Annotated in this window: 17 protein-coding genes; 6 read left to right on the top strand and 11 right to left on the bottom strand. The window is 72.5% G+C overall.

Annotated elements, in window-relative coordinates; translation table 11 throughout:
* The first annotated feature begins 60 nt into the window (after positions 1-60).
* On the top strand, positions 61-1,482 hold the full coding sequence (locus tag ACFYPN_RS18495) for a glutamate decarboxylase (protein ID WP_358761144.1): 1,422 nt from the start codon (positions 61-63) through the stop codon (positions 1,480-1,482).
* Positions 1,483-1,500: 18 nt separating this feature from the next.
* Here the strand turns inward: ACFYPN_RS18495 and ACFYPN_RS18490 are convergent, their stop codons facing one another.
* The 3 genes from ACFYPN_RS18490 to ACFYPN_RS18480 all read right to left on the bottom strand — a co-directional run bounded on the left by ACFYPN_RS18490 (position 1,501) and on the right by ACFYPN_RS18480 (position 4,526).
* The gene (locus tag ACFYPN_RS18490; RefSeq protein WP_358761145.1) at positions 1,501-2,034 is read right to left on the bottom strand and encodes a DinB family protein; all 534 of its coding nucleotides are present in this window, start codon (positions 2,032-2,034) and stop codon (positions 1,501-1,503) included.
* Between the two features lie 112 nt (positions 2,035-2,146).
* Positions 2,147-3,604 carry an aldehyde dehydrogenase family protein gene (locus ACFYPN_RS18485; RefSeq protein ID WP_358761146.1) on the bottom strand — a complete coding sequence of 486 codons (1,458 nt, stop codon included), beginning with the start codon at positions 3,602-3,604 and terminating at the stop codon, positions 2,147-2,149.
* Between the two features lie 58 nt (positions 3,605-3,662).
* On the bottom strand, positions 3,663-4,526 hold the full coding sequence (locus ACFYPN_RS18480; protein ID WP_389299343.1) for a helix-turn-helix domain-containing protein: 864 nt from the start codon (positions 4,524-4,526) through the stop codon (positions 3,663-3,665).
* A 341-nt stretch (positions 4,527-4,867) separates the two neighbouring features.
* On the opposite strand from ACFYPN_RS18480, the gene ACFYPN_RS18475 reads away from it, so the two are divergent.
* On the top strand, positions 4,868-5,404 hold the full coding sequence (locus ACFYPN_RS18475; protein ID WP_389299339.1) for an ATP-binding protein: 537 nt from the start codon (positions 4,868-4,870) through the stop codon (positions 5,402-5,404).
* 218 nt (positions 5,405-5,622) lie between these two features.
* On the opposite strand, the gene ACFYPN_RS18470 is transcribed toward ACFYPN_RS18475, so the two are convergent.
* The 4 genes from ACFYPN_RS18470 to ACFYPN_RS18455 all read right to left on the bottom strand — a co-directional run bounded on the left by ACFYPN_RS18470 (position 5,623) and on the right by ACFYPN_RS18455 (position 9,696).
* The gene (locus ACFYPN_RS18470; RefSeq protein ID WP_327180091.1) at positions 5,623-5,865 is read right to left on the bottom strand and encodes a DUF397 domain-containing protein; all 243 of its coding nucleotides are present in this window, start codon (positions 5,863-5,865) and stop codon (positions 5,623-5,625) included.
* 335 nt (positions 5,866-6,200) lie between these two features.
* Complete coding sequence (locus ACFYPN_RS18465; protein WP_389299337.1) at positions 6,201-8,396, bottom strand: FUSC family protein; 2,196 nt, start codon at positions 8,394-8,396, stop codon at positions 6,201-6,203.
* An 84-nt stretch (positions 8,397-8,480) separates the two neighbouring features.
* Complete coding sequence (locus ACFYPN_RS18460) at positions 8,481-8,978, bottom strand: N-acetyltransferase (protein ID WP_358761150.1); 498 nt, start codon at positions 8,976-8,978, stop codon at positions 8,481-8,483.
* Positions 8,979-9,045: 67 nt separating this feature from the next.
* Positions 9,046-9,696: an MBL fold metallo-hydrolase gene (locus ACFYPN_RS18455; protein ID WP_358761151.1), complete on the bottom strand. Its 651-nt coding sequence runs from the start codon at positions 9,694-9,696 to the stop codon at positions 9,046-9,048.
* A gap of 133 nt (positions 9,697-9,829) precedes the next feature.
* Between ACFYPN_RS18455 and ACFYPN_RS18450 the strand changes: the two genes are divergently transcribed.
* Complete coding sequence (locus tag ACFYPN_RS18450) at positions 9,830-10,252, top strand: MarR family winged helix-turn-helix transcriptional regulator (RefSeq protein ID WP_389299334.1); 423 nt, start codon at positions 9,830-9,832, stop codon at positions 10,250-10,252.
* A gap of 72 nt (positions 10,253-10,324) precedes the next feature.
* Here ACFYPN_RS18450 and ACFYPN_RS18445 read toward each other — a convergent pair whose 3' ends face one another.
* Both ACFYPN_RS18445 and ACFYPN_RS18440 read right to left on the bottom strand, forming a co-directional pair.
* Positions 10,325-11,521, bottom strand: coding sequence for a DUF2786 domain-containing protein (locus ACFYPN_RS18445; protein ID WP_389299331.1), 1,197 nt, complete (start codon positions 11,519-11,521; stop codon positions 10,325-10,327).
* Between the two features lie 27 nt (positions 11,522-11,548).
* The gene (locus ACFYPN_RS18440; RefSeq protein ID WP_358761154.1) at positions 11,549-12,475 is read right to left on the bottom strand and encodes an NADP-dependent oxidoreductase; all 927 of its coding nucleotides are present in this window, start codon (positions 12,473-12,475) and stop codon (positions 11,549-11,551) included.
* A 160-nt stretch (positions 12,476-12,635) separates the two neighbouring features.
* On the opposite strand from ACFYPN_RS18440, the gene ACFYPN_RS18435 reads away from it, so the two are divergent.
* A complete protein-coding gene (locus ACFYPN_RS18435) occupies positions 12,636-14,351 on the top strand; it encodes a bifunctional 3'-5' exonuclease/DNA polymerase (RefSeq protein ID WP_389299329.1) in 1,716 nt (571 codons plus the stop codon).
* Between the two features lie 33 nt (positions 14,352-14,384).
* On the opposite strand, the gene ACFYPN_RS18430 is transcribed toward ACFYPN_RS18435, so the two are convergent.
* Positions 14,385-15,776 carry a hypothetical protein gene (locus ACFYPN_RS18430; protein ID WP_358761156.1) on the bottom strand — a complete coding sequence of 464 codons (1,392 nt, stop codon included), beginning with the start codon at positions 15,774-15,776 and terminating at the stop codon, positions 14,385-14,387.
* Positions 15,777-15,841: 65 nt separating this feature from the next.
* Complete coding sequence (locus ACFYPN_RS18425; protein ID WP_389299327.1) at positions 15,842-16,354, bottom strand: SigE family RNA polymerase sigma factor; 513 nt, start codon at positions 16,352-16,354, stop codon at positions 15,842-15,844.
* A 185-nt stretch (positions 16,355-16,539) separates the two neighbouring features.
* Here ACFYPN_RS18425 and ACFYPN_RS18420 point away from each other — a divergent pair, with 185 nt between their 5' ends.
* Together ACFYPN_RS18420 and ACFYPN_RS18415 are read left to right on the top strand one after the other, a co-directional pair.
* The gene (locus ACFYPN_RS18420) at positions 16,540-17,220 is read left to right on the top strand and encodes a phosphotransferase (RefSeq protein ID WP_358761158.1); all 681 of its coding nucleotides are present in this window, start codon (positions 16,540-16,542) and stop codon (positions 17,218-17,220) included.
* Between the two features lie 301 nt (positions 17,221-17,521).
* The gene (locus ACFYPN_RS18415) at positions 17,522-18,286 is read left to right on the top strand and encodes a thioesterase II family protein (RefSeq protein ID WP_389299324.1); all 765 of its coding nucleotides are present in this window, start codon (positions 17,522-17,524) and stop codon (positions 18,284-18,286) included.
* The last annotated feature ends 290 nt before the right edge of the window (positions 18,287-18,576 follow it).

The following is an 18,576-nucleotide window of genomic DNA, read 5'->3' as shown; positions in this document are numbered from 1 at the left end:
CGAGAACGGCGGGAGCCGGGCCCCCGCGACCGGGGCCGCGAACCGAGAGGACGGGCGGGCATGGCGCTCCACAAGGGATCACACGGCAGGGACGACTCGGGGAAGAGCCGCGAGCTCGCCCTCAACCCCTTCTTCGGTGAGGCCGATCCGACCGCGGGCATGACCTCCGCCCCACCGACGCACCGGCTGCCGGACGGCCCGCTCCCGCCGTCCACCGCCTATGGGCTCGTCCACGACGAGCTGATGCTCGACGGCAACTCCCGGCTCAACCTCGCCACCTTCGTCACCACCTGGATGGAACCCCAGGCCGGGGTGCTGATGGCGGAGTGCCGGGACAAGAACATGATCGACAAGGACGAGTACCCGCGCACCGCCGAACTGGAGCGCCGGTGCGTGGCGATGCTCGCCGACCTGTGGAACGCCCCCGACCCCGCCACCGCCGTGGGCTGCTCCACCACCGGCTCCAGCGAGGCCTGCATGCTCGCGGGCCTCGCACTGAAGCGGCGCTGGGCGGCGAAGAACCCCGACCGCTATCCGGCCACCGCGCGGCCCAACCTGGTGATGGGCGTCAACGTGCAGGTCTGCTGGGAGAAGTTCTGCAACTTCTGGGAGGTCGAGGCCCGGCTCGTGCCCATGGAGGGCGACCGCTTCCACATCGACCCGCAGGCCGCCGCGGACCTCTGCGACGAGAACACCATCGGGGTCGTCGGCATCCTCGGCTCCACCTTCGACGGCTCGTACGAGCCGATCGCCGGCATCTGCGAGGCGCTGGACGCCCTCCAGGAGCGCACCGGGCTCGACATCCCGGTCCACGTCGACGGCGCCTCGGGCGCCATGGTCGCGCCCTTCCTCGACGAGGACCTGGTGTGGGACTTCCGGCTCCCCCGGGTGTCCTCCATCAACACCTCTGGCCACAAGTACGGCCTGGTCTACCCGGGCGTCGGCTGGGCGCTCTGGCGCACGCCCGAGGACCTGCCCGAGGAGCTCGTCTTCCGGGTCAACTACCTCGGCGGCGACATGCCCACCTTCGCGCTGAACTTCTCCCGGCCGGGCGCCCAGGTCGTCGCGCAGTACTACACCTTCCTGCGGCTCGGCCGGGACGGCTACCGGGCCGTCCAGCAGAGCTCGCGCGACGTGGCCCGGGGACTCGCGACACGGATCGAGGCCCTCGGCGACTTCCGTCTCCTCACCCGGGGCGACGAACTGCCGGTCTTCGCCCTGACGACCACGCCGGACGTGACGGCGTACGACGTCTTCGACGTGTCCCGCCGACTGCGCGAGCACGGCTGGCTGGTGCCCGCGTACACCTTCCCGGCCAACCGGCAGGACCTGTCGGTGCTGCGGATCGTCTGCCGCAACGGCTTCTCGTCCGACCTCGCCGCCCTGCTCCTGGACGACCTGCGGGCGCTGCTGCCCGAACTGCGGGAGCAGGAGCGCCCGCTGAGCCGCGACAAGGGCGCCGCGACCTCGTTCCACCACTGAACGGGCCGACCGGACAGGTTACTTGCGGCTCTCGGCGATCAGCTCGAAGGCGGTCTTCCCGTCCAGCGACTCGCGGATGATGTCCGCGTGCCCTGCGTGCCGGGCGGTCTCCTCGACCAGGTGGACCAGCAGCCACCGCATGGAGACCTCCGCCTCCTTCGGGAACCAGGGCGCCTCGGGCAGCGGGAAGGTGTCCTCGAGGTCCGGTACCGACCGGATGAACTTCTCGGTCTCGGCCACCACCCCGTCCCAGAAGGCCAGCATCCCGGGCACGGTCTCGTCGCCGACGAGCCGGAAGCTGTCCCCCCAGGTCTCCTGGGTGCGCGCCTTCTCGTTCGGCTGCCGCTGCGCCATCCGCAGCCAGTTCAGCTCGGTCTCGGCGGCGTGCTTGACCAGTCCGGAGAGGGAGAGCTCACTGGCGCTCGGCCGGCTCGCCGCCTGCTCCTCGGTCAGGCCGAGCAGGGTGCGGCGGATCGCGCCGCGCTGGGCTTCCACGAAGGCGAGGAGGGTGGCCCGCTCGTCGTGGTGCGTCTCGGACACGTGGGTGACCATGCTGACCGTCCTGGGGTCTCGCGCCGGAGCCCCCGTGGCCCCGATCGACACCCTCACGCTACGAGCCCATGCGGACAACCACTGTCCTCAATGCTTCCCGGGCGCGAACCGTTCAGAACGGAAAGACCGTACGGCCGTACTGGACCGAGATCCAGTGCGTCGTCGTGAAGGCGTCCACCACCGCGTCGCCGTTCCGCCGGCCGAGGCCGGACATCTTCTCGCCCCCGAAGGCGGCCAGCGGATCGTCCTGCACGGTGGGGCCGTTGACGTGGAACATCCCGCTGCGGACGCGCCGCGCGAACCGCACCCCGCGCTCCACGTCGACGGTGTGCACCGCCCCGCTGAGCCCGTACGGGGTGTCGTCGACGATCCTCAGGGCCTCGTCCTCCCCGTCGAAGGGGATCAGCACGGCCACCGGCCCGAAGACCTCCTGCGCCAGCAGGGGCGAGCCCGCCGGCACCCCGGTCAGCACGGTCGGCTCCACGACATTGCCCCGGGTACGGCCGCGCAGCAGCGCGGTGGCTCCGGCGTCGAGCGCCTCGGAGACCAGTCCGGACAGCGCGTCGGCCTGGAAGGCGTTGATGACCGGACCGATACGGGTGGCCGGGTCGTGCGGGTCCCCGACGGCGATCCGGGACACCTCGGCGACGAACCGCTCGGTGAACTCCTTCTCCACCCGGCGGTCGACCAGGATGCGGTTGGCCGCCATGCCGACCTGGCCCTGGAAGAAGAACCGGCTGAAGACGGCGGCGTCGACCGCCGCGCCGACGTCCGCGTCGTCCAGCACCACCAGGGCGCTGTTGCCGCTGAGTTCGAGTACGCACCGTTTGAACTGGCGGGCGGCCAGGGCCGCTATCTGACGGCCGACCCGGTCCGAGCCGGTGAAGGAGACCACCGCGGGCACCGGGTGCTCGATGAACGCGTCGCCTATCTCGGCACTGTCCGTGACCACCACGTTGAGGAGGCCCGGCGGCAGCCCGGCCTCCTCGAAGACACGTGCCACGAGACCGCCGCCGACGACCGGGGCGTTCTGGTGCGGCTTCATCACGACCGCGTTGCCGAGCGCCAGAGCCGGCGCGACCGACTTCATCGCCACGACGAAGGGGAAGTTGAAGGCGTTGATGACGGAGACGACCCCGACGGGACGCCGGTACAGCCGGTTCTCCTTGCCGTCCACCGCCGCGGGCAGCAGCCCACCGACCGGGCGGACGGCCTGGCGTATCGCCTCGCGCAGGAGTTCCCGGCCGAGGTCGACCTCGTACCGCGCCCGGGGCAGCGTCCCGCCCAGTTCGTCGACGATGGCCGCGGCGATCTCGTCGGCGCGTTTCTCGACCACGGCCAACGCCCGTACGAGGACGGCCTGCCGCTCGTGCGGGCGGGTCGCGGCCCACGCCGTCTGCGCGCGTTCGGCGGCGCGGTACGCCCGGTCCACCTCGGCGGCCGTCGCGACCGTGATGGCGCAGAGCTTCTCGCCGTTGTAGGGATTGACGTCGATGATGTCCCACGAACCGCTGCCGGTCAGCCATTCGCCATCGATGTACTGATGGGCCAGTTCATGGAAGAAGGACATGCAATCCCTTACTGCAGGCGTACGCACACTCCTGATTGAACGTCATCGTACGCGTGGATCAGCTCTGTTGAAGCAGTCTGTGGAGGAGATCCCGGGTCTCACCCTCGCCGGGACTGTCGGCACGGAGCCGGACCATGGCCTTTTCGTACTGCTGGACGTCCTCGGCCTTGTCGAGATAGAGCGCGCTGGTGAGCTGCTCCAGAAAGATGATGTCCGACAGGTCCGATTCGGGGAAACGCAGCATGGTGAACGCGCCGCTTTCTCCCGCGTGCCCGCCGAAACTGAAAGGCATCACCTGGAGAGAGATGTTGGAGTGCTCCGACATTTCCAGCAGATGCCGCAATTGGGAGCGCATCACTTCGCGTGAACCGTAGGGCCGGTGCAGGGCGGCCTCGTCGAGCACCGCGTGGAAGTCCGGCGCGCGTTCCGACACGAGCACCTTCTGCCGCTCCAGACGCAGCGCGACCCTGCGCTCGATCTCCGCCTCGGGAGCCCCGCGCATGCCACGCGAGACGACGGCGTGCGCATATGCCTCGGTCTGCAACAGACCGTGCACGAACTGCACTTCGTAGATACGGATGAGGGATGCCGCTCCCTCCAGACCGATGTACGTCTGGAACCAGCCGGGCAGCACGTCACCGTAACTGTGCCACCAGCCCGCCACGTTGGCCTCGCGCGCCAGACCGAGCAGCGACTCGCGCTCCGCCTCGTCCGCGACTCCGTAGAGCGTGAGCAGATCCTCGATGTCCCTTGCCTTGAAGCTCACCCGTCCCAACTCCATGCGGCTGATCTTCGATTCGGAGGCCCGGATGGAGTAGCCGGCCGCCTCACGTGTGATTCCGCGCGACTCGCGCAGCCTTCTGAGCTGAGAGCCCAGCAGGATGCGGCGCACCACGGATCCACTCGACTCGCCTGCCGACACTGGACGACCCTCCCCATAGCTTTCCCGGGCAACGAGGCCCCCCGAACCCCGAGAACCGGATTCTGCCACCAAAACGCTTCGGGCCGTACTCATTCGATTACAGAGAGGGGAAGACTTGCCGGAGTCATGGAAAACTGCTGGACGGAAGAAATACCCCGGAACCGCCACGGTATCGGGCAGGTCCGGCACGTGCACGTGCATCTGCCCTTGCATCTGCTCCAAGCATTCGGAAGCATGGGCCTTGCGCACCTGCGTGATCGTTCGTGTTGTGCCGCTGTGTCCCCGCAGTACCGCTCACAGGCAGTGCCGCTCGCAGCCGCGAAATCCCGGGAGCACCTCGTATGAGGACTGATGGATCGACGACGCTCGAACCGTTACGGCGCGGCCTGCCCCCCACCGATCCCGCGGCGATCACCGCGTCGGCCTCCCTCACCCTCCCGGCGAGATACGAAGCAGTCGGCTCCGCACGGCACTTCACCCGTACGACGCTCTGTCAGTGGCAGCTGGAAAGCCGTTTCGACGATGTGGCCCTGGTCGTCTCCGAGCTGGTCACCAACGCCCTGCGTCACGCGCTGCCGTCCGACGTCGCCCGCGACCCCAACATTCCTTCGGTGAGGCTCCAGTTGGCGCGTTGCGCCACCCGTCTGGTGTGCGCGGTGCGCGACCCCAGCCGGGAGAGTCCGATGGCGGGTGAGGCGGAGGACTCCGCCGAGTCGGGCCGGGGGCTGTTCTTGGTGGAGTCCTTCAGCGACAGCTGGGGCTGGCACCCCGCCCAGGCACCCGGGGCACCCGGGCCGTCGAGGACACCGCAAGGGAAGGTCGTCTGGGCAGTGTTCCTGCTGACGGGAACCGACGAGGTGGCGGACCACCCGCGCTGAAGAGGTGCCGGTCGATGGGGTCGGCGTGTGCGGAAGCCCGCACGGGTCACCGCGCCGCCACGCATCACCACGCATCACCATGCGTCACAGGGCCGGAACGCGAAGGAGAGTCGCGTTCCGGCCCTCCCCACGTCCCGCCCGGCCGCGCGTCGGCTCCCACCGGCTCGGCCCCGGCGCCCGCGCGCCCGCCGCGCCGCACGCGGCACTCCCCGTCACGCTCAGGCGCCGGACGCCAGATGGTCGAACTCCCCGTCCTTGACGCCCAGTAGGAGCGCCTCGATCTCCGCCGGCGTGTACACGAGGGCCGGACCGTCCGGGTGGCGGGAGTTGCGCATGGCCACATTTCCGCCGGGAAGTTTCGCGAACTCCACGCAAGATCCTTGGGAGTTACTGTGTCTGCTCTTCTGCCAGACGACTCCGTGAAGCCCTGTGGCCGCCATGCCGTTGTACACGTCGTGCACAGAAAGCTCCCCGAGTTGCAAGGTGCAAGCGTCAACCATCCGTCAACCAACCTGGATCATAGCGGTAATTCACATGCCAATGCATGGGCAAATGCACGTGCACGCGGGGTGTTCCTTTGATTACAGCGATTACGGCAGCCGTGAAGACGCGACGAAATTGCCCGCGTACCGCAGGAAGATCCTCCTGGGAGAGCCCGCTCGACGATCCCCGGTCCCCCACCCGGTCCCGTCCCGGCCCCCGTGCCGGGCCCTGTCCTGGACCCATCGAGGCAGCCCGGCGCGGCCGTTCCCGTGCGGACCGGAAGAGCGGGCCCCCTCTCCGACTCACATGCTTTTCAACGGGTTTCCGGTTCCGCCTCGGCCCCTTCTCCCGCTTCTTCCGCTTCTTCCGCGTCGTGGGCCGGTTTGGCTCTCCGGCTGCTGGGGACGGCTCCCCGGTCGTCGAGCGCGAACGACAATTCCACCAGCGCGTCGAGCAGAAGCGCCGCTCCCCGCCGTACGACGGGGTCGGGCACGGGTTCTCCCGGCTCGGGTTCCTCGTCGTGGGGCGCGTCGAGAAAGTCCCACTGCGCCACCGACTCGGCGACCGGGCCCCATTCGGGGACCCGCCGCTCACGCACCGCCTTGGCGCCCTTCTCGGTCGCCCCGCGCAGGGCGTCGGCGAGCTCCGCCGCACCGCGTACGGGGGTCGCCGCCCGGTCCGGCAGGTGGGCCTCCAGCAGCATGGCGGCCCGGCCGAGCTGTGACAGCGCGTGCTGGGCGTCAGTGGCGGCCGCCCGGGAGATGCCCCGGTGCCGCACCGGCTCGTACTGGGCCTTCTTCAGGGTCTCCGTCCACTCGACCCGGGCCTCGCGGGAGGCGAGGAGGGCCGCCCGTACGTCCTCCTCGCTGCGGAGTGCCGGGGCCGCGTACTGGTCGATGACCGTGGCGGCGTACCGCCCGACCGCGATCAGCCACCCGGCGAGCCGGTTGCGCAGCCGCGGGGTCTCCCAGGCCGGGTAGACGGCGTACGAGACCATCGCGAGCACCCCGCCGACGAGGGTCAGCACGATGCGTTCGGGGACCGTCTGGGACCAGTCGGAGCCCGCCATGCCGAGCAGGAAGACGACGTACGCCGAGATGCAGACCTGGCCGACCGCGTACCCGGTGCGCATCAGCAGGTACATCAGCCAGGCGCAGCAGACCGCCAGCGCGGCGGAAAGTTCGGGTCCGGGGTCGGCGAGCTGCACGACGGCGGTGGCGAACCCCACTCCGACGATGGTGCCGCCGAAGCGGGCCACCGAGCGGGCGTAGGTCTGCGAGAAGTCCGGCCGCATCACCATGACCGCAGCCATCGGGGCCCAGTAGCCGTGGCCGAGGGGCAGCACTTCGCCGATGAAGTAGCCGCCCGTGGCGACCGCGGTGACCCGGATCGCGTGCCGCAGGATCGCCGATCCGCGGTGGAACTCGCCGCGCATCCGGCCGAGCACGAGCGGGACGAGCTTGATCAGGCCCGGGCGGCGGCGGTGCGGGGTCTCGGGATCGGCTTCCGAGCCGTGGCGGGTTCCGGCGCCCTCGGCGATCTCCACGACGTCGTGGAGAAGGGCGATCAGCCGGTCCGAGGCGCGTCTGGGCGGGCCGGTCGTGAGTCCGCCGGTCTCCGGCTCCTCCAGCACCGCCAGGTCCGGCGCGCCGAGCCGTACCGGGTCGCCGTGCCGGACCGCGCGGGCCGCGGCGTCGAGGACCGAGGCGGCCGCCCCGAGCAGGGCGCGGGCGCGGTCGCGCTGCGGGCCCTCCTCGGGCACCCCCATGGCGGGGTCGGCCAGGGAGGCCAGCACCGGTCGCAGACGCTCGGCGACGATCCGGGCGCCGTGCAGTTCGGCGGGGCGGTGGCGGGCCTCGCGCGGCGAGACGGCCGCCGCGTCGCGGGCCGCCATCAGCGCCTCCGGGTCGAAGGGTGCGATCGGGTCGTGGCGCAGCCGGCGGGCGTAGTCGGCCTCGGCGGCGAAGGCGTCGGCGAGCGCGTCGCGTTGGGCGCCCCACCGGCGTACCGGGAAGAGCACGATCAGGGAGGCCTGCACCACCCCACCGACGACGATCATCCCGGCGTGCGCGGCGGCGTCCTCGACGGAGGTGGGGAGGGTGATGGTGACGAGCATGATCGCCACGTTGGAGGAGGCGAGGATGCCGCCGGTGGGACCCGCGGCCCAGCAGAGCCCGGCCACGAAGGTCCAGAGGACCAGGACCGCGAGGAAGAGCAGGTGGTACGGGCCGACGACGTAGCCGACGAAGGTCGAGACGCTCAGGCTGACCCCGGAGACCAGGGCGAGCACCGGGCGGGGGCGCCAGCTGCGCTGGAAGGTGGCGATGGCCGCCTGGAACGCCCCGAACGCCGAACTGGCCGCGATGACCGGCCCGAAGAGCGCGAGCGCGGTCTCGACCACCAGCGCCAGTCCGATGGCGCCGCGCAACGCGACGAGCGGCTCCAGCCGGGTCCGCTCGACCGTGAACCCCGAGCGTGCGGTCTCCTTCAGGGCCCGGAGCCAACTCATGGGGCGAGCGTAGCCGCAAGAGCGGGCAAGTCCGACTTTTGGTTCACCCGTGCGGACCGGGTCGCTCCCCCGCCCCCCGCCTCGTCACGGGGCGGGCGGCAGCGCGAGCCACTCCGTCCAGCCGATGTCGCGGCCCAGGTACCGGGGCTGCCGGAAGGGCCAGGCGGCGGCGATCCACTGGGGCACGAACGCGTCGAGGGCGCGCTCCACGTCGCCGCCGGCCAGGTCGTCCACCACCCACCAGGAGATCTCCCCGTCCGCACCGGCGCGACCCGGCGGGTCGACGTAGACGCAGCCGAGCAGCGCCGTCTCCCCCTCGTCCAGCAGGGCGTAGTTGAAGGACTGGTGCGCGGCTATCTCCTCCTCGTGGCGGAGCAGGTCGGCGCGGTCCTGTTCGTAGGTCATCGACTCCGGCGGCCATCCCCAGGCCGGGCCGAACATCTCCCACAGGCGTTCCCGCGAGCCCATCACCGCGGGGTAGTCGATCGCGGTGTCCGCCTCCCGGATCGGCCGCAGATGGACGGCGGTGCCGGGTACGGGCACATGGGTGGGGTGGACGAAGTCTTCGGGCAGCCAGGTCATGGGGCCAGACCGTAACAACCCTCCGGGGCGGGCGCCGCAGGGTTTTCGCGGACCGCCCGTGCGCGGCTCACAGCGCGGCGGTGGCGCCGGGCTCCAGACGGTCGATCGCGATGCCGGTCAGGCCCTGCTCGCCGAGGAACCGCGCGGTGGACTCCTGCCCGAGTTCGCTGAGCATGAGTTCGTGGATCTGGATGATCCGCTCGGGCCCGACGGCGCGGACGTAGTCGGCGGCTTCGCCGAGCTTGGTCCACGGACCGCTGGTCGGGAGCAGCAGGGTGCGCACGGGGGCCTCGGGCACGAAGTAGGCGTCGCCGGGGTGGTAGACGGCGCCGTCGACGAGGTAGCCGACGTTGTCGGGACACGGGATGTCGGCGTGGATCGGCGCGTGCCGCCGGCCGTGGACGGTGACGGCGAGGGGGCCGACGGTGAAGGTGTCGCCCGCCGTGACGGCGCGGACCCTGCCACCGTGGCCGTCGTGGCCGCCCAGGGCGTCCGCCACGGGGGCCGTGCCGTAGACCAGCAGGTCCGGCCGGGATTCGAGAGCGGCGGTGACGAGCTCCTCGTCGAAGTGGTCGAAGTGCTCATGGGTGATCAGGACGGCGTGGGCGCGGCCGACGGCCTCCGCCGCGTCCGGGGTGAAGGTGCCGGGATCGATGACGAGCCGGGTGCCCTCCTTCTCCAGCGTGACGCAGGCGTGGGCGTGCTTGGTGAGCTGCACGGTGGCTCCTTCCGGGAACACTTTCTACAATCAAACTGTACACCTTGGGTGCATGTTTTTGTGGGAGGACGCGGAGCGGCCCATGCGCCCGAGGTGTACAACCCGGTTGGCGATGACCGGTAGATTCGCGCCCATGGACGACGCTCGACTGGCCGAGGAACTCCGCCTGACCATCGGACAACTGGTGCGCGCGGTGCGCTCCACCGACACCATGCCCCCCGGCGAGGCCGCCGTACTCGGCTATCTGGACCGCGGCGGCCCGATGACCGCGGCCGACATCGCGCACCGGCGGGGCGTCAGCCACCAGTCGGCCACCAAGGCGGTCAAAGAGCTGCTGGCCCAGGGCTTCCTACGGACCGAGGCGCACCCCCTCGACGGACGCAAGCTCCTCCTCCACCTCACGGCCGCCGGCGGCGACCGGCTGGCGGAGGAACGCGACAGGCGCGCGGAGTCACTCGGCGCCGCGATCGACGAGGTGCTCGACTCCGGCGAGCGGGAGACGCTCGCGGCCGCGCTGCCCCTGCTGGCACGCCTGACCACCCGTCTGCGGACCTAAGGGCTGACACCAGGGCAGGCGGCGTCAGGACAGGTCGGCGCCAGGAAAGGCCGGCGCCAGGACGGACCTGGCCTACGGGTTGATCCCCCGGCCGCCGCGTCCGCCCACCCGGGCGCGGTCGGCGGCCTCGGTGCCGTGGGTCCAGCCGTCCAGGTCGGTGGCGCCGCGCACCCGGGTGGTCGTCGTCCGGGGGAACATCCGCTCCGCCGCGCCGGAGACCGCCACGTCGCGGGCGGCCAGCACAGGCAGCAGCGCGTCGTTCCCGGGCCCGTCCGGACCGCCGTCCGCGGCCGCGGCCTCCGCACCGGCCTCGGCGGTCACCCGCGCGGTGTCGGCGGCGAGCCGGCTGCCCAGGCGCTGGGCGTACGCCATCAGGAAGGACTGCCGGAACGTCTTGGTCCGCTTCCGGCCGCCGGCCCGCTGCCCCGCCTCGGCACGCGCCATCGCGGAGGTGCCCTGCACCAGGAGCGAGGTGAAGAGGAGCTCCACCGCCTCCAGGTCCGGTTCAAAGCCGACGACCGTGGTGAAGCCGAGGTCGCTGTTCCACACGGCCCGGCACCGGTTCGCCGAGGCCACCGCGTCGAGCAGGATCGCCTTGGCCGTCTCGTACGGGGCGTCGACGCCGATCCGGCAGGCCCCGGGACGGTCCCCGCTGTGGGTACGGGCCGCGAGCAGCGCCTCGTCGATGCTGTGCCGGGCCATCAGCTCCTGCGCCTTGGTGGTGAGGGCCTCGGCCTCCTCCGGGAAGTCCGTGCCCTCCGCCTTGGCCAGCAGCGCGCGGATGCGGGTGAGCATGCGCGGTTCGTCGTGCGTGGGCGGCGGGAGCGTGCTGCCACCGCCCGCCGGGGCTTCCCCGGGCGGCGGGCCGACCGCCTCCACGGCGGGGAGCCGCAGCAGCAGCCGGTACAGCTCCAGCAGCGCGGAGGCGTAACTGAAGCGGTCGGGACGGTTGCGCTCCACGGGCGGCGGCAGCTCGGCGAGCTGGCCGGACCAGCGCGGCGGGAGCGTCGCGTACCCGGCGGTCTCGGCGGTGATCAGGGTCGCGGCGAGGGCCGCCCGCTCCTCGTCCAGCTCCCTGCGCACGAACCGTACGACGTCGGCGGGCTGCCAGCCCCGGGCCCAGGCGCGGCGGAGGAACTCCTCGCCCCGCCGGTGCGCCTCGTCGTCCGCGTCCGGGGCGGCGGCGAGCAGCGACGCACCGGTGTCCAGACCGGCGTCGCCCTCCGAGTAGAGGGCCGCCGCACACGCCTGGTCGATCACCGGTTCCATGGGTTCAGGGTAGAGGCGGGCACCCCCTCACCCCTCCTGCGGCGGGAGCAGCACCAGCTTTCCGCGTACGTGCCCGGCCTCGCTGACCCGGTGCGCCTCGGCGGCCTCCGCCAGCGGATACGTGTGGTCGACCGGGATGCGCAGCTCGCCCAGGACGGCCCGCCGGGCGTTGGCGGCGAGGCGTCCGGCCGAGGGGCCGCCGCCCCCGGCGGAGAAGGCGACCCCGAGCGCGGGGGCGTCCGCGTCGGCGATGGTCACCACCCGGTCCGTCGTACCGCCGCGCAGTTCGATGGAGTCGGGCAGCGCGCCCCGGCCCGCCGCGTCGAAGACCGCGTCCACACCCTGGGGAGCCAGTGCGCGGACCCGCTCGACCAGCCCGGGGCCGTACTCCACCGGGGTCGCCCCCAGCACCCGCAGATAGTCGTGGTTGGCGGCGGACGCCGTGCCGATGACGGTCGCGCCCCGGGCCGTCGCGAGCTGCACGGCGGCCGAGCCGACCGCACCGGCCGCGCCGTGCAGCAGCAGCGTCTCCCCGGCGTCCAGCACCAGTTCGTCGAGCACCCGGGAGGCGGTCTCGGTGGCCACCGGCAGCGCGGCGGCCCTCTCCCAGTCCAGGTCGGCGGGCTTGCGGGTGATCTTCTCCGGGTCGGCCAGCACCTCGGTGGCGTACGAGCCGGTCTCGCTGTAGCCGAGCACCTCGTCGCCGGGGGCGAAACCGGTGACGCCCTCACCGACCTCCTCGACCACACCCGCGAACTCGCTGCCGGGGGTCGCGGGGAGCGAGGTGGGGAACGCCCGTTCCATCCACCCCCTGCGGATCTTGTAGTCGACCGGGTTGACCCCGGCGGCCCGGACCCGCACCCGGAGCCGGCCGGGCCCCACCCGCGGGGCGTCCACCTCCGTCAGCCGCAGCACCTCGGGGCCGCCGAACTCCTCGAACACGATCGCCTTCATCCCTGCTCCTGCTCCCCGCGCGCCGCGGTCCGCTCGCCGTCGCCCCCGGTGCCGATCCTCGCGGCCCGCGCCCGCGGCTGCCTCCCGGGAGGAGCCGCCCGGGGCCCGCCACGGAGGGTGCTCCCCGGTGATGTCAGTACCCGGTGCCAGACTCGGAGCCATGACGGAACGGTGGGCCCTGGCCACGGCGGAGGGCGGCGGCGCGCTGCTCGTCCCGCTGCGGCGTGACGGGCGCCCCGCCGGTCCGGTGCTCCGCGAACCCGACCTCGCCGAGGCGGTCCGGGCACGTCCCGACGTGGTGCGCTGGGTCTGGCGGTCCACCACCGAGGTCTACCCCCGGCTGCTCGCCGCCGGAGTCCGCGTCGAGCGGTGCTACGACATCGAGTGCGCGGAGCTGCTCCTCCTCGGCCACGCGGGGCGGCTGGGCGAACCCCGTTCCGCCGCCGCGGCCCTGGCCCGGCTCCGCGACGCACCCGTACCCGCCGATCCGCCGCCCCGCAGCGCCGAGCCGGGGGCGCAGTCCCCGCTCTTCGAGCAGTCGGCCGCCACGGACGTGCCGTTCGAGGGCCTCCTCGACGTCTACGCCGACCAGGTGCGCCGCCACGGAGCGGCCGAGCACCCGGACCGGATGCGGCTGCTCACCGGCGCGGAGTCCGCCGGGACGCTGGTCGCCGCCGAGATGAACCGGGCCGGGATGCCCTGGCGGGCCGATGTGCACCGCGCGCTGCTGAACGAACTGCTCGGCGAGCGGTACGCGGGCGGCGGCGAGCCCCGCAGGCTGGCCGAGCTGGCGGACCAGGTATCGGCGGCGTTCGGACGGCGGGTGCGGCCCGATCTGCCCGCAGACGTCATCAAGGCGTTCGCCGGGGCCGGCATCAAGGTCGCCTCGACCCGGCGCTGGCAGCTGAAGGAGATCGACCACCCCGCGGTGGAGCCCCTGATCGCGTACAAGAAGCTCTACCGCATCTGGACCGCGCACGGCTGGAGCTGGCTCCAGGACTGGGTGCGCGAGGGCCGCTTCCGCCCCGAGTACATGCCGGGCGGCTCGGTCAGCGGACGCTGGACGACCAACGGCGGCGGGGCGCTCCAGATCCCCAAGGTGATCCGCCGGGCGGTCGTCGCGGACGAGGGCTGGCGGCTCGTCGTCGCCGACGCCGACCAGATGGAACCCCGGGTCCTCGCCGCCATCTCCCGCGACCCCGGGCTGATGGAGGTCGCCGGACACGAGGGCGACCTCTACGCCGCGCTCTCCGACCGCGCCTTCCGGGGCGACCGGGACCAGGCGAAGGTCGCCCTGCTCGGCGCGGTCTACGGCCAGACCTCCGGCGACGGCCTCAAGAACCTCGCCGCGCTGCGCCGCCGCTTCCCGCTGGCCGTCGGGTACGTCGACGACGCGGCGAAGGCGGGCGAGGAGGGGCGCCTCGTACGGACCTGGCTCGGGCGCACCAGTCCGCCCGCCGCCGGGGCGGGGGACGACGGTGAGGCGGGGCTGCCGCAGGAGGGCGGCGCCGACGAGGAGGACGGCGCCGGGGACGGCCGCCGGGGATACGGCTTCACCCCCGGGTACGCCTCCTCCGACGCGCGGGCCCGGGGCCGCTTCACCCGCAACTTCGTGGTGCAGGGGAGCGCCGCCGACTGGGCGCTGCTCCTCCTCGCCGGCCTGCGCCGCACGCTCGCCGAGGAGCGGCTCCGGGCGGAGCTGGTCTTCTTCCAGCACGACGAGGTGATCGTGCACTGTCCGGCCGAGGAGGCGGAGCGGGTGGTGCGGGCGATCCGCGAGGCCGGGGAGCTGGCCGGGCGGATCGCCTTCGGGGACACACCGGTGCGGTTCCCGTTCACCACGGCGGTGGTGGAGCGGTACTCGGACGCGAAGTGACCCGGGGGCGCCGGTGACCCCGGCGCCCCCGGGTCACTTCACCTGGAGCTCGAGCCACTCCGGGGAGGTGACCAGCGCCTTGAGCTCGTCGATGGAGAGCGCGGGCTCGGACCGGGTGGCCGCCGCCGACTGCTGGGCCGCGTTGAAGGCCATGGCGACGACCCGCATGCCGTCGGGGCGCATGGAGTCGGCCGTCCACTGGACGACCCCCGCCCCGCCCTTCTCGCCGGGCTCCTGACGGACCGCGAGCAGGGTGCCGTCGGGCAGCGTCTCAGCACTGCCGTACAGGTCGCCGGCGACGTCCCTCATGTCGCGCTGGACGTTGATCCCGACGAGGGACTCGCCCTCCCCGTCGTCCACGACCACCTCGGCGTACTCTTCGCCGTCCGCGTGCTGCTGCCGGACCACGGTGACGTCGTCCGGGAGCAGTCGCAGGAAGGTGGGCATCAGCGAGGAGTAGTCGAGCTGGGGGGCGGGGCTCGGGGTGGGCGTGGCGCTGGGCCGGTCGTGCGCGGACATGTCGCCGAGCAGGTGCCTGACGAGGGTTCCCCACCGGTCGGACCTGGCCAGGGCGGTGAGCTGCGATGCGTCGACCGGCGGGGCGGAGCGGGCATGTGCGGCGCTGCCCAGCACTCCGCTGTAGGCGCGGACGTCGAGGGTCACTCCGTCCCGCAGCAGTCGGAAGCGGTTGCCGGTGAGGCCGGCACCCCGCGGCTCGGACGTGCTCACGCCGACCGGGCAACCGTCGTCGGTCTGCGCTGCCACCGTCCCGTCCGGGTTGTGGAGGGCGAGCGGGTCGACCTCGTCGTAAGCCCAGTCCACGCCTGCGGGGCCGTCGCCCGCGCCATCCGCCCCCGACAGACAGGGATGGTCCGTGGTGTTCCCTCCGCTGCCGGGCACCAGCCACTTCGTCGGGTAGAGGGAGGCGGTGACCGTGACGGGACCGTCGCCGTCGTCGTACACGACCGAGGCCGACGCCCCGGTGCGTGTGACCTCGGTGCGGGCGCCGTCACGGCCCGCCGTAATGATCTTCAGCGGCGCCCAGCCCGCGTCCGTGCCGACCCCGGTCCCCCCGGAGACCTTGCCGCCGGACAGCAACGCGGTCAGCGTCTTCACCATCTCCTTGCCGGAGACACCGTCCCCGGCCCTCCCGCCGGAGTTCCCCCCTCCGGCGCGCGGGGAGACCGCGTGGGTACCGGAGGCCAGTTCCCCGCCGGAGCCCCCGGCCTGCCCGATCGCCACGCTCCCGCCGACGGCGACGAGGGCGAGGGCGAGCGCGCCGCCGGCGGCGGCGGCGACCCTGCGCCGCCGGACTCCGCGCCGGCCGATCCCGATCGCGCCGTCGAGCAGCGCGGCTCGGTCGGAGAGTTCGAAGGAATCCCCGGCGCGCCGGAGTTCTCCGCTCAGTTCGTCTTCAAAGGGCATGGCTGGACACCGTTTCCGTTCGATTCGGGCAGAGGAAGGTGATCAGGAACGAAGAGCGGGCCGCCTCACCGGGCGGTGAACTCGACGAGGCTGCCGCCCAGGAGGGTGCGCAACCGGGTCAACGCCCTTACGCACCGGGTCCGTACGGCTGCCGGGCTCGTCCGGAGGATCTCGGCGGTCTGCTCGACGCTGCGGTCCTCCCAGTACCTCAGCACCACCACCGCCCGGTCCTTCGGAGGGAGCCGGTCGAGGGCGTCGAGCAGCGTCATCCGCAGAGCCGGGTCCTCCCCGGCCGGGGAGGGGATCACGTCGGGCACCTCCGCGAGCGGGCGTTCACCGGCGGAGCGGCGTCTGCGGTGCGTGAGGAAGGTGCGGACGAGTACGGTCTGGGCGTACGCGGCCGGGTTGTCGATCCGGTGGACGCGGCCCCAGAGCATGTACATCCGGCCGAGAGTCTCCTGTACGAGGTCCTCGGCGAGGTGCACGTCGCCACCGGTCAGCAGCGCTGCTGATCGGTACAGCCGGCCCGCGCAACCCGCGGCGAACTCCCTGAAGTCCTCGACGCGCGACTTCCTCATGCGTTCCCCCGTCTCCCGGGCCGTACCAGCCGTGCGCCCCACTCCTTCGACGTGATGGGCCGGGCAGAATGTTTCAGCCGAACACCGAGCAGTTTTTCGGCAGTTGTCCGCGGCGGGACCGACCGCCGCAGCCAGGTTCTCCCCGCCGCTCCCCAACCCCCCTGCACGCAGGTAGGTTCGGCGCCATGGACACTGGCCATCTACTGGGCTCGGGGCGCAGCGCCGACGTGTACGCACTCGACGACTCCTGGGTCCTCCGCCGCTACCGCGACGCAGCCGACACCACCCCCGAGTTGGCGGTGATGTCCTACCTCTCCGCGTTCGGCTTCCCGGTGCCGCGCATCGGGCCGCCCACCGGGGGGGCGGGTCCCGGCGACCTCGTGATGCAGCGGCTGACCGGTCCCACCATGGCCGAGGCGCTCATGGCCGGCTCCCTGGACGCAAGGCGGGGCGGGGAGATGCTCGCCGGGCTGCTGCGTGAACTGCACGCGCTGCCGGCGCGCGTCTCCCCCGATCCGGAGGCCCGCATCCTCCACCTCGATCTGCACCCCGAGAACGTGATGCTGACCGGGCACGGGCCGGTGGTGATCGACTGGAGCAACACCACCGAGGGATCGCCCGGGACGGACCGGGCCATGTCGGCCCTCATCCTGGCGCAGACCTCCCTCACCCCCGGTTTCCCCGCCGCGGACGGCGTCCGCGTCCTGCTCACCGCGCTGCTCCTCGCCATGGCCGGTGACGGCGGGATCGCGGACGAGGACCTTGCCGGAGCCGTCGCCCTCCGCTCGTCGGACCCGTACCTCTCCCCCGCCGAACAGGCCGTACTCGGCGAGGCCGCCGCTCTGGTGGCCGCACGCGGGAGGTGACGCCGGGCGGGAGTTCGAGTTCGACCATCTGGCGTCCGGCGCCTGAGTGTGACGGAGAGTACTGCCGTACTGGCTTACCTGCGCGGCTGACCGGACGCGGGGACGACCACGGGCGGGAGAGGCGTGGACGGTGACGGTTCCCCCCGGAACGGCTGGGCATCGATCAAGAGCGGGACACCGTGCCGGCCGCCGTGCGGGAAGTCGCCGCGGGGAATCCCTCGCGGGACGGCGTACGTGAGGGCGTACGACACGGCGTACGGCACGGGCCCCGGCAAGAGAACGGACGGGAAGGCACAGCGACATGACCGCACCGCACTCGGGGACCAGCCTCTGGCTCCGCCGCTACCACGCCGCCGACGCGGACGCCGTCACCCTGGTGTGCTTCCCGCACGCCGGTGGATCCGCCGGGTACTTCCACCCGTTCTCGGCGGCCCTCGCGCCCTCGGTCGGCGTGGTCGCCGTCCAGTACCCGGGCCGCCAGGACCGCTACGCCGAACCGTGCGTCGAGGACCTCGGTGAGCTCGCCGAGGCCATCCACCGGCAGCTCCTGACCCTTCCGGGCCCGTTGGCCTTCTTCGGCCACAGCATGGGCGCATCCCTCGCGTTCGAGGTGGCCCGGCGGCGGGAGTTGTGCGGCGAGCGGGCGCCGTCGATGCTCTTCCTCTCCGGCCGCCGCGCCCCGGACACCCGCCGCGCGGTGACGGAGGCGGTGCACGCGCTGGACGACGCGGGTCTCCTCGCCCGGATCAAGCGACTCGGCGGCACCCACACCCAGCTCCTGGACGACCCGGAGATCCTCGGCCTGGTGCTCCCCGCCGTACGGGGCGACTACCGCGCCATCGAGAACTACCGCTGCCCGCCCGGCACCGTCCTGCGCTCCCCCATCACCGTGCTGACCGGCTCCGAGGACCCCCTCACGACGGCCGAGGAGGCCGACGCCTGGCGTCTGCACACCGCCAGCACTTGCACCGTGCACACCTTCCCCGGCGGCCACTTCTTCCTGGACCCCGAGTCCCGCGCCGTGCTCGCGACGGTCTCCGGCACCCTGGATCGGCTCGGCGTGTGAGGGACGCGGGGAGCGGGGCGGCCGACGCCCGGTGCGGATGCCTACGTGGTCCCCACGACCTGCCCCTCGCCGCCCTCTCCGATCGCACCCTGCTGAGCGGCACCTCCGTCCCGGCCGCCTGATGCCGGTGCCCGAAGTCCAGAGATCGCTGGGGGACCGTTCTGGAAGGCGAACGACTCGGTGAAGTCCTCGGGAAAGTCCCCGTTCCCGGACGCTGTGCGCCCCTTCACCAGGGCACCCCGGGATCAGTACGGGGGTGCGGCGGGCGAGGAGCCGTGTGGCTCCGGGTG

This window comes from Streptomyces sp. NPDC005576 (assembly GCF_042871745.1).
Lineage (GTDB): Bacteria > Actinomycetota > Actinomycetes > Streptomycetales > Streptomycetaceae > Streptomyces.
Note: the sequence above shows the minus strand (reverse complement) of the source record. Positions and strands in the feature narration are given on the sequence as shown.

Bases quoted from the DNA above. Each gene is read 5' to 3' on its own strand.
- ACFYPN_RS18495 (WP_358761144.1), top strand. From the start codon at position 61: ATGGCGCTCCACAAGGGATCACACGGCAGGGACGACTCGGGGAAGAGC.
- ACFYPN_RS18490 (WP_358761145.1), bottom strand. From the start codon at position 2,034: ATGGTCACCCACGTGTCCGAGACGCACCACGACGAGCGGGCCACCCTC.
- ACFYPN_RS18485 (WP_358761146.1), bottom strand. From the start codon at position 3,604: ATGTCCTTCTTCCATGAACTGGCCCATCAGTACATCGATGGCGAATGG.
- ACFYPN_RS18475 (WP_389299339.1), top strand. From the start codon at position 4,868: ATGAGGACTGATGGATCGACGACGCTCGAACCGTTACGGCGCGGCCTG.
- ACFYPN_RS18465 (WP_389299337.1), bottom strand. From the start codon at position 8,396: ATGAGTTGGCTCCGGGCCCTGAAGGAGACCGCACGCTCGGGGTTCACG.
- ACFYPN_RS18460 (WP_358761150.1), bottom strand. From the start codon at position 8,978: ATGACCTGGCTGCCCGAAGACTTCGTCCACCCCACCCATGTGCCCGTA.
- ACFYPN_RS18450 (WP_389299334.1), top strand. From the start codon at position 9,830: ATGGACGACGCTCGACTGGCCGAGGAACTCCGCCTGACCATCGGACAA.
- ACFYPN_RS18445 (WP_389299331.1), bottom strand. From the start codon at position 11,521: ATGGAACCGGTGATCGACCAGGCGTGTGCGGCGGCCCTCTACTCGGAG.
- ACFYPN_RS18440 (WP_358761154.1), bottom strand. From the start codon at position 12,475: ATGAAGGCGATCGTGTTCGAGGAGTTCGGCGGCCCCGAGGTGCTGCGG.
- ACFYPN_RS18435 (WP_389299329.1), top strand. From the start codon at position 12,636: ATGACGGAACGGTGGGCCCTGGCCACGGCGGAGGGCGGCGGCGCGCTG.
- ACFYPN_RS18430 (WP_358761156.1), bottom strand. From the start codon at position 15,776: ATGCCCTTTGAAGACGAACTGAGCGGAGAACTCCGGCGCGCCGGGGAT.
- ACFYPN_RS18425 (WP_389299327.1), bottom strand. From the start codon at position 16,354: ATGAGGAAGTCGCGCGTCGAGGACTTCAGGGAGTTCGCCGCGGGTTGC.
- ACFYPN_RS18420 (WP_358761158.1), top strand. From the start codon at position 16,540: ATGGACACTGGCCATCTACTGGGCTCGGGGCGCAGCGCCGACGTGTAC.
- ACFYPN_RS18415 (WP_389299324.1), top strand. From the start codon at position 17,522: ATGACCGCACCGCACTCGGGGACCAGCCTCTGGCTCCGCCGCTACCAC.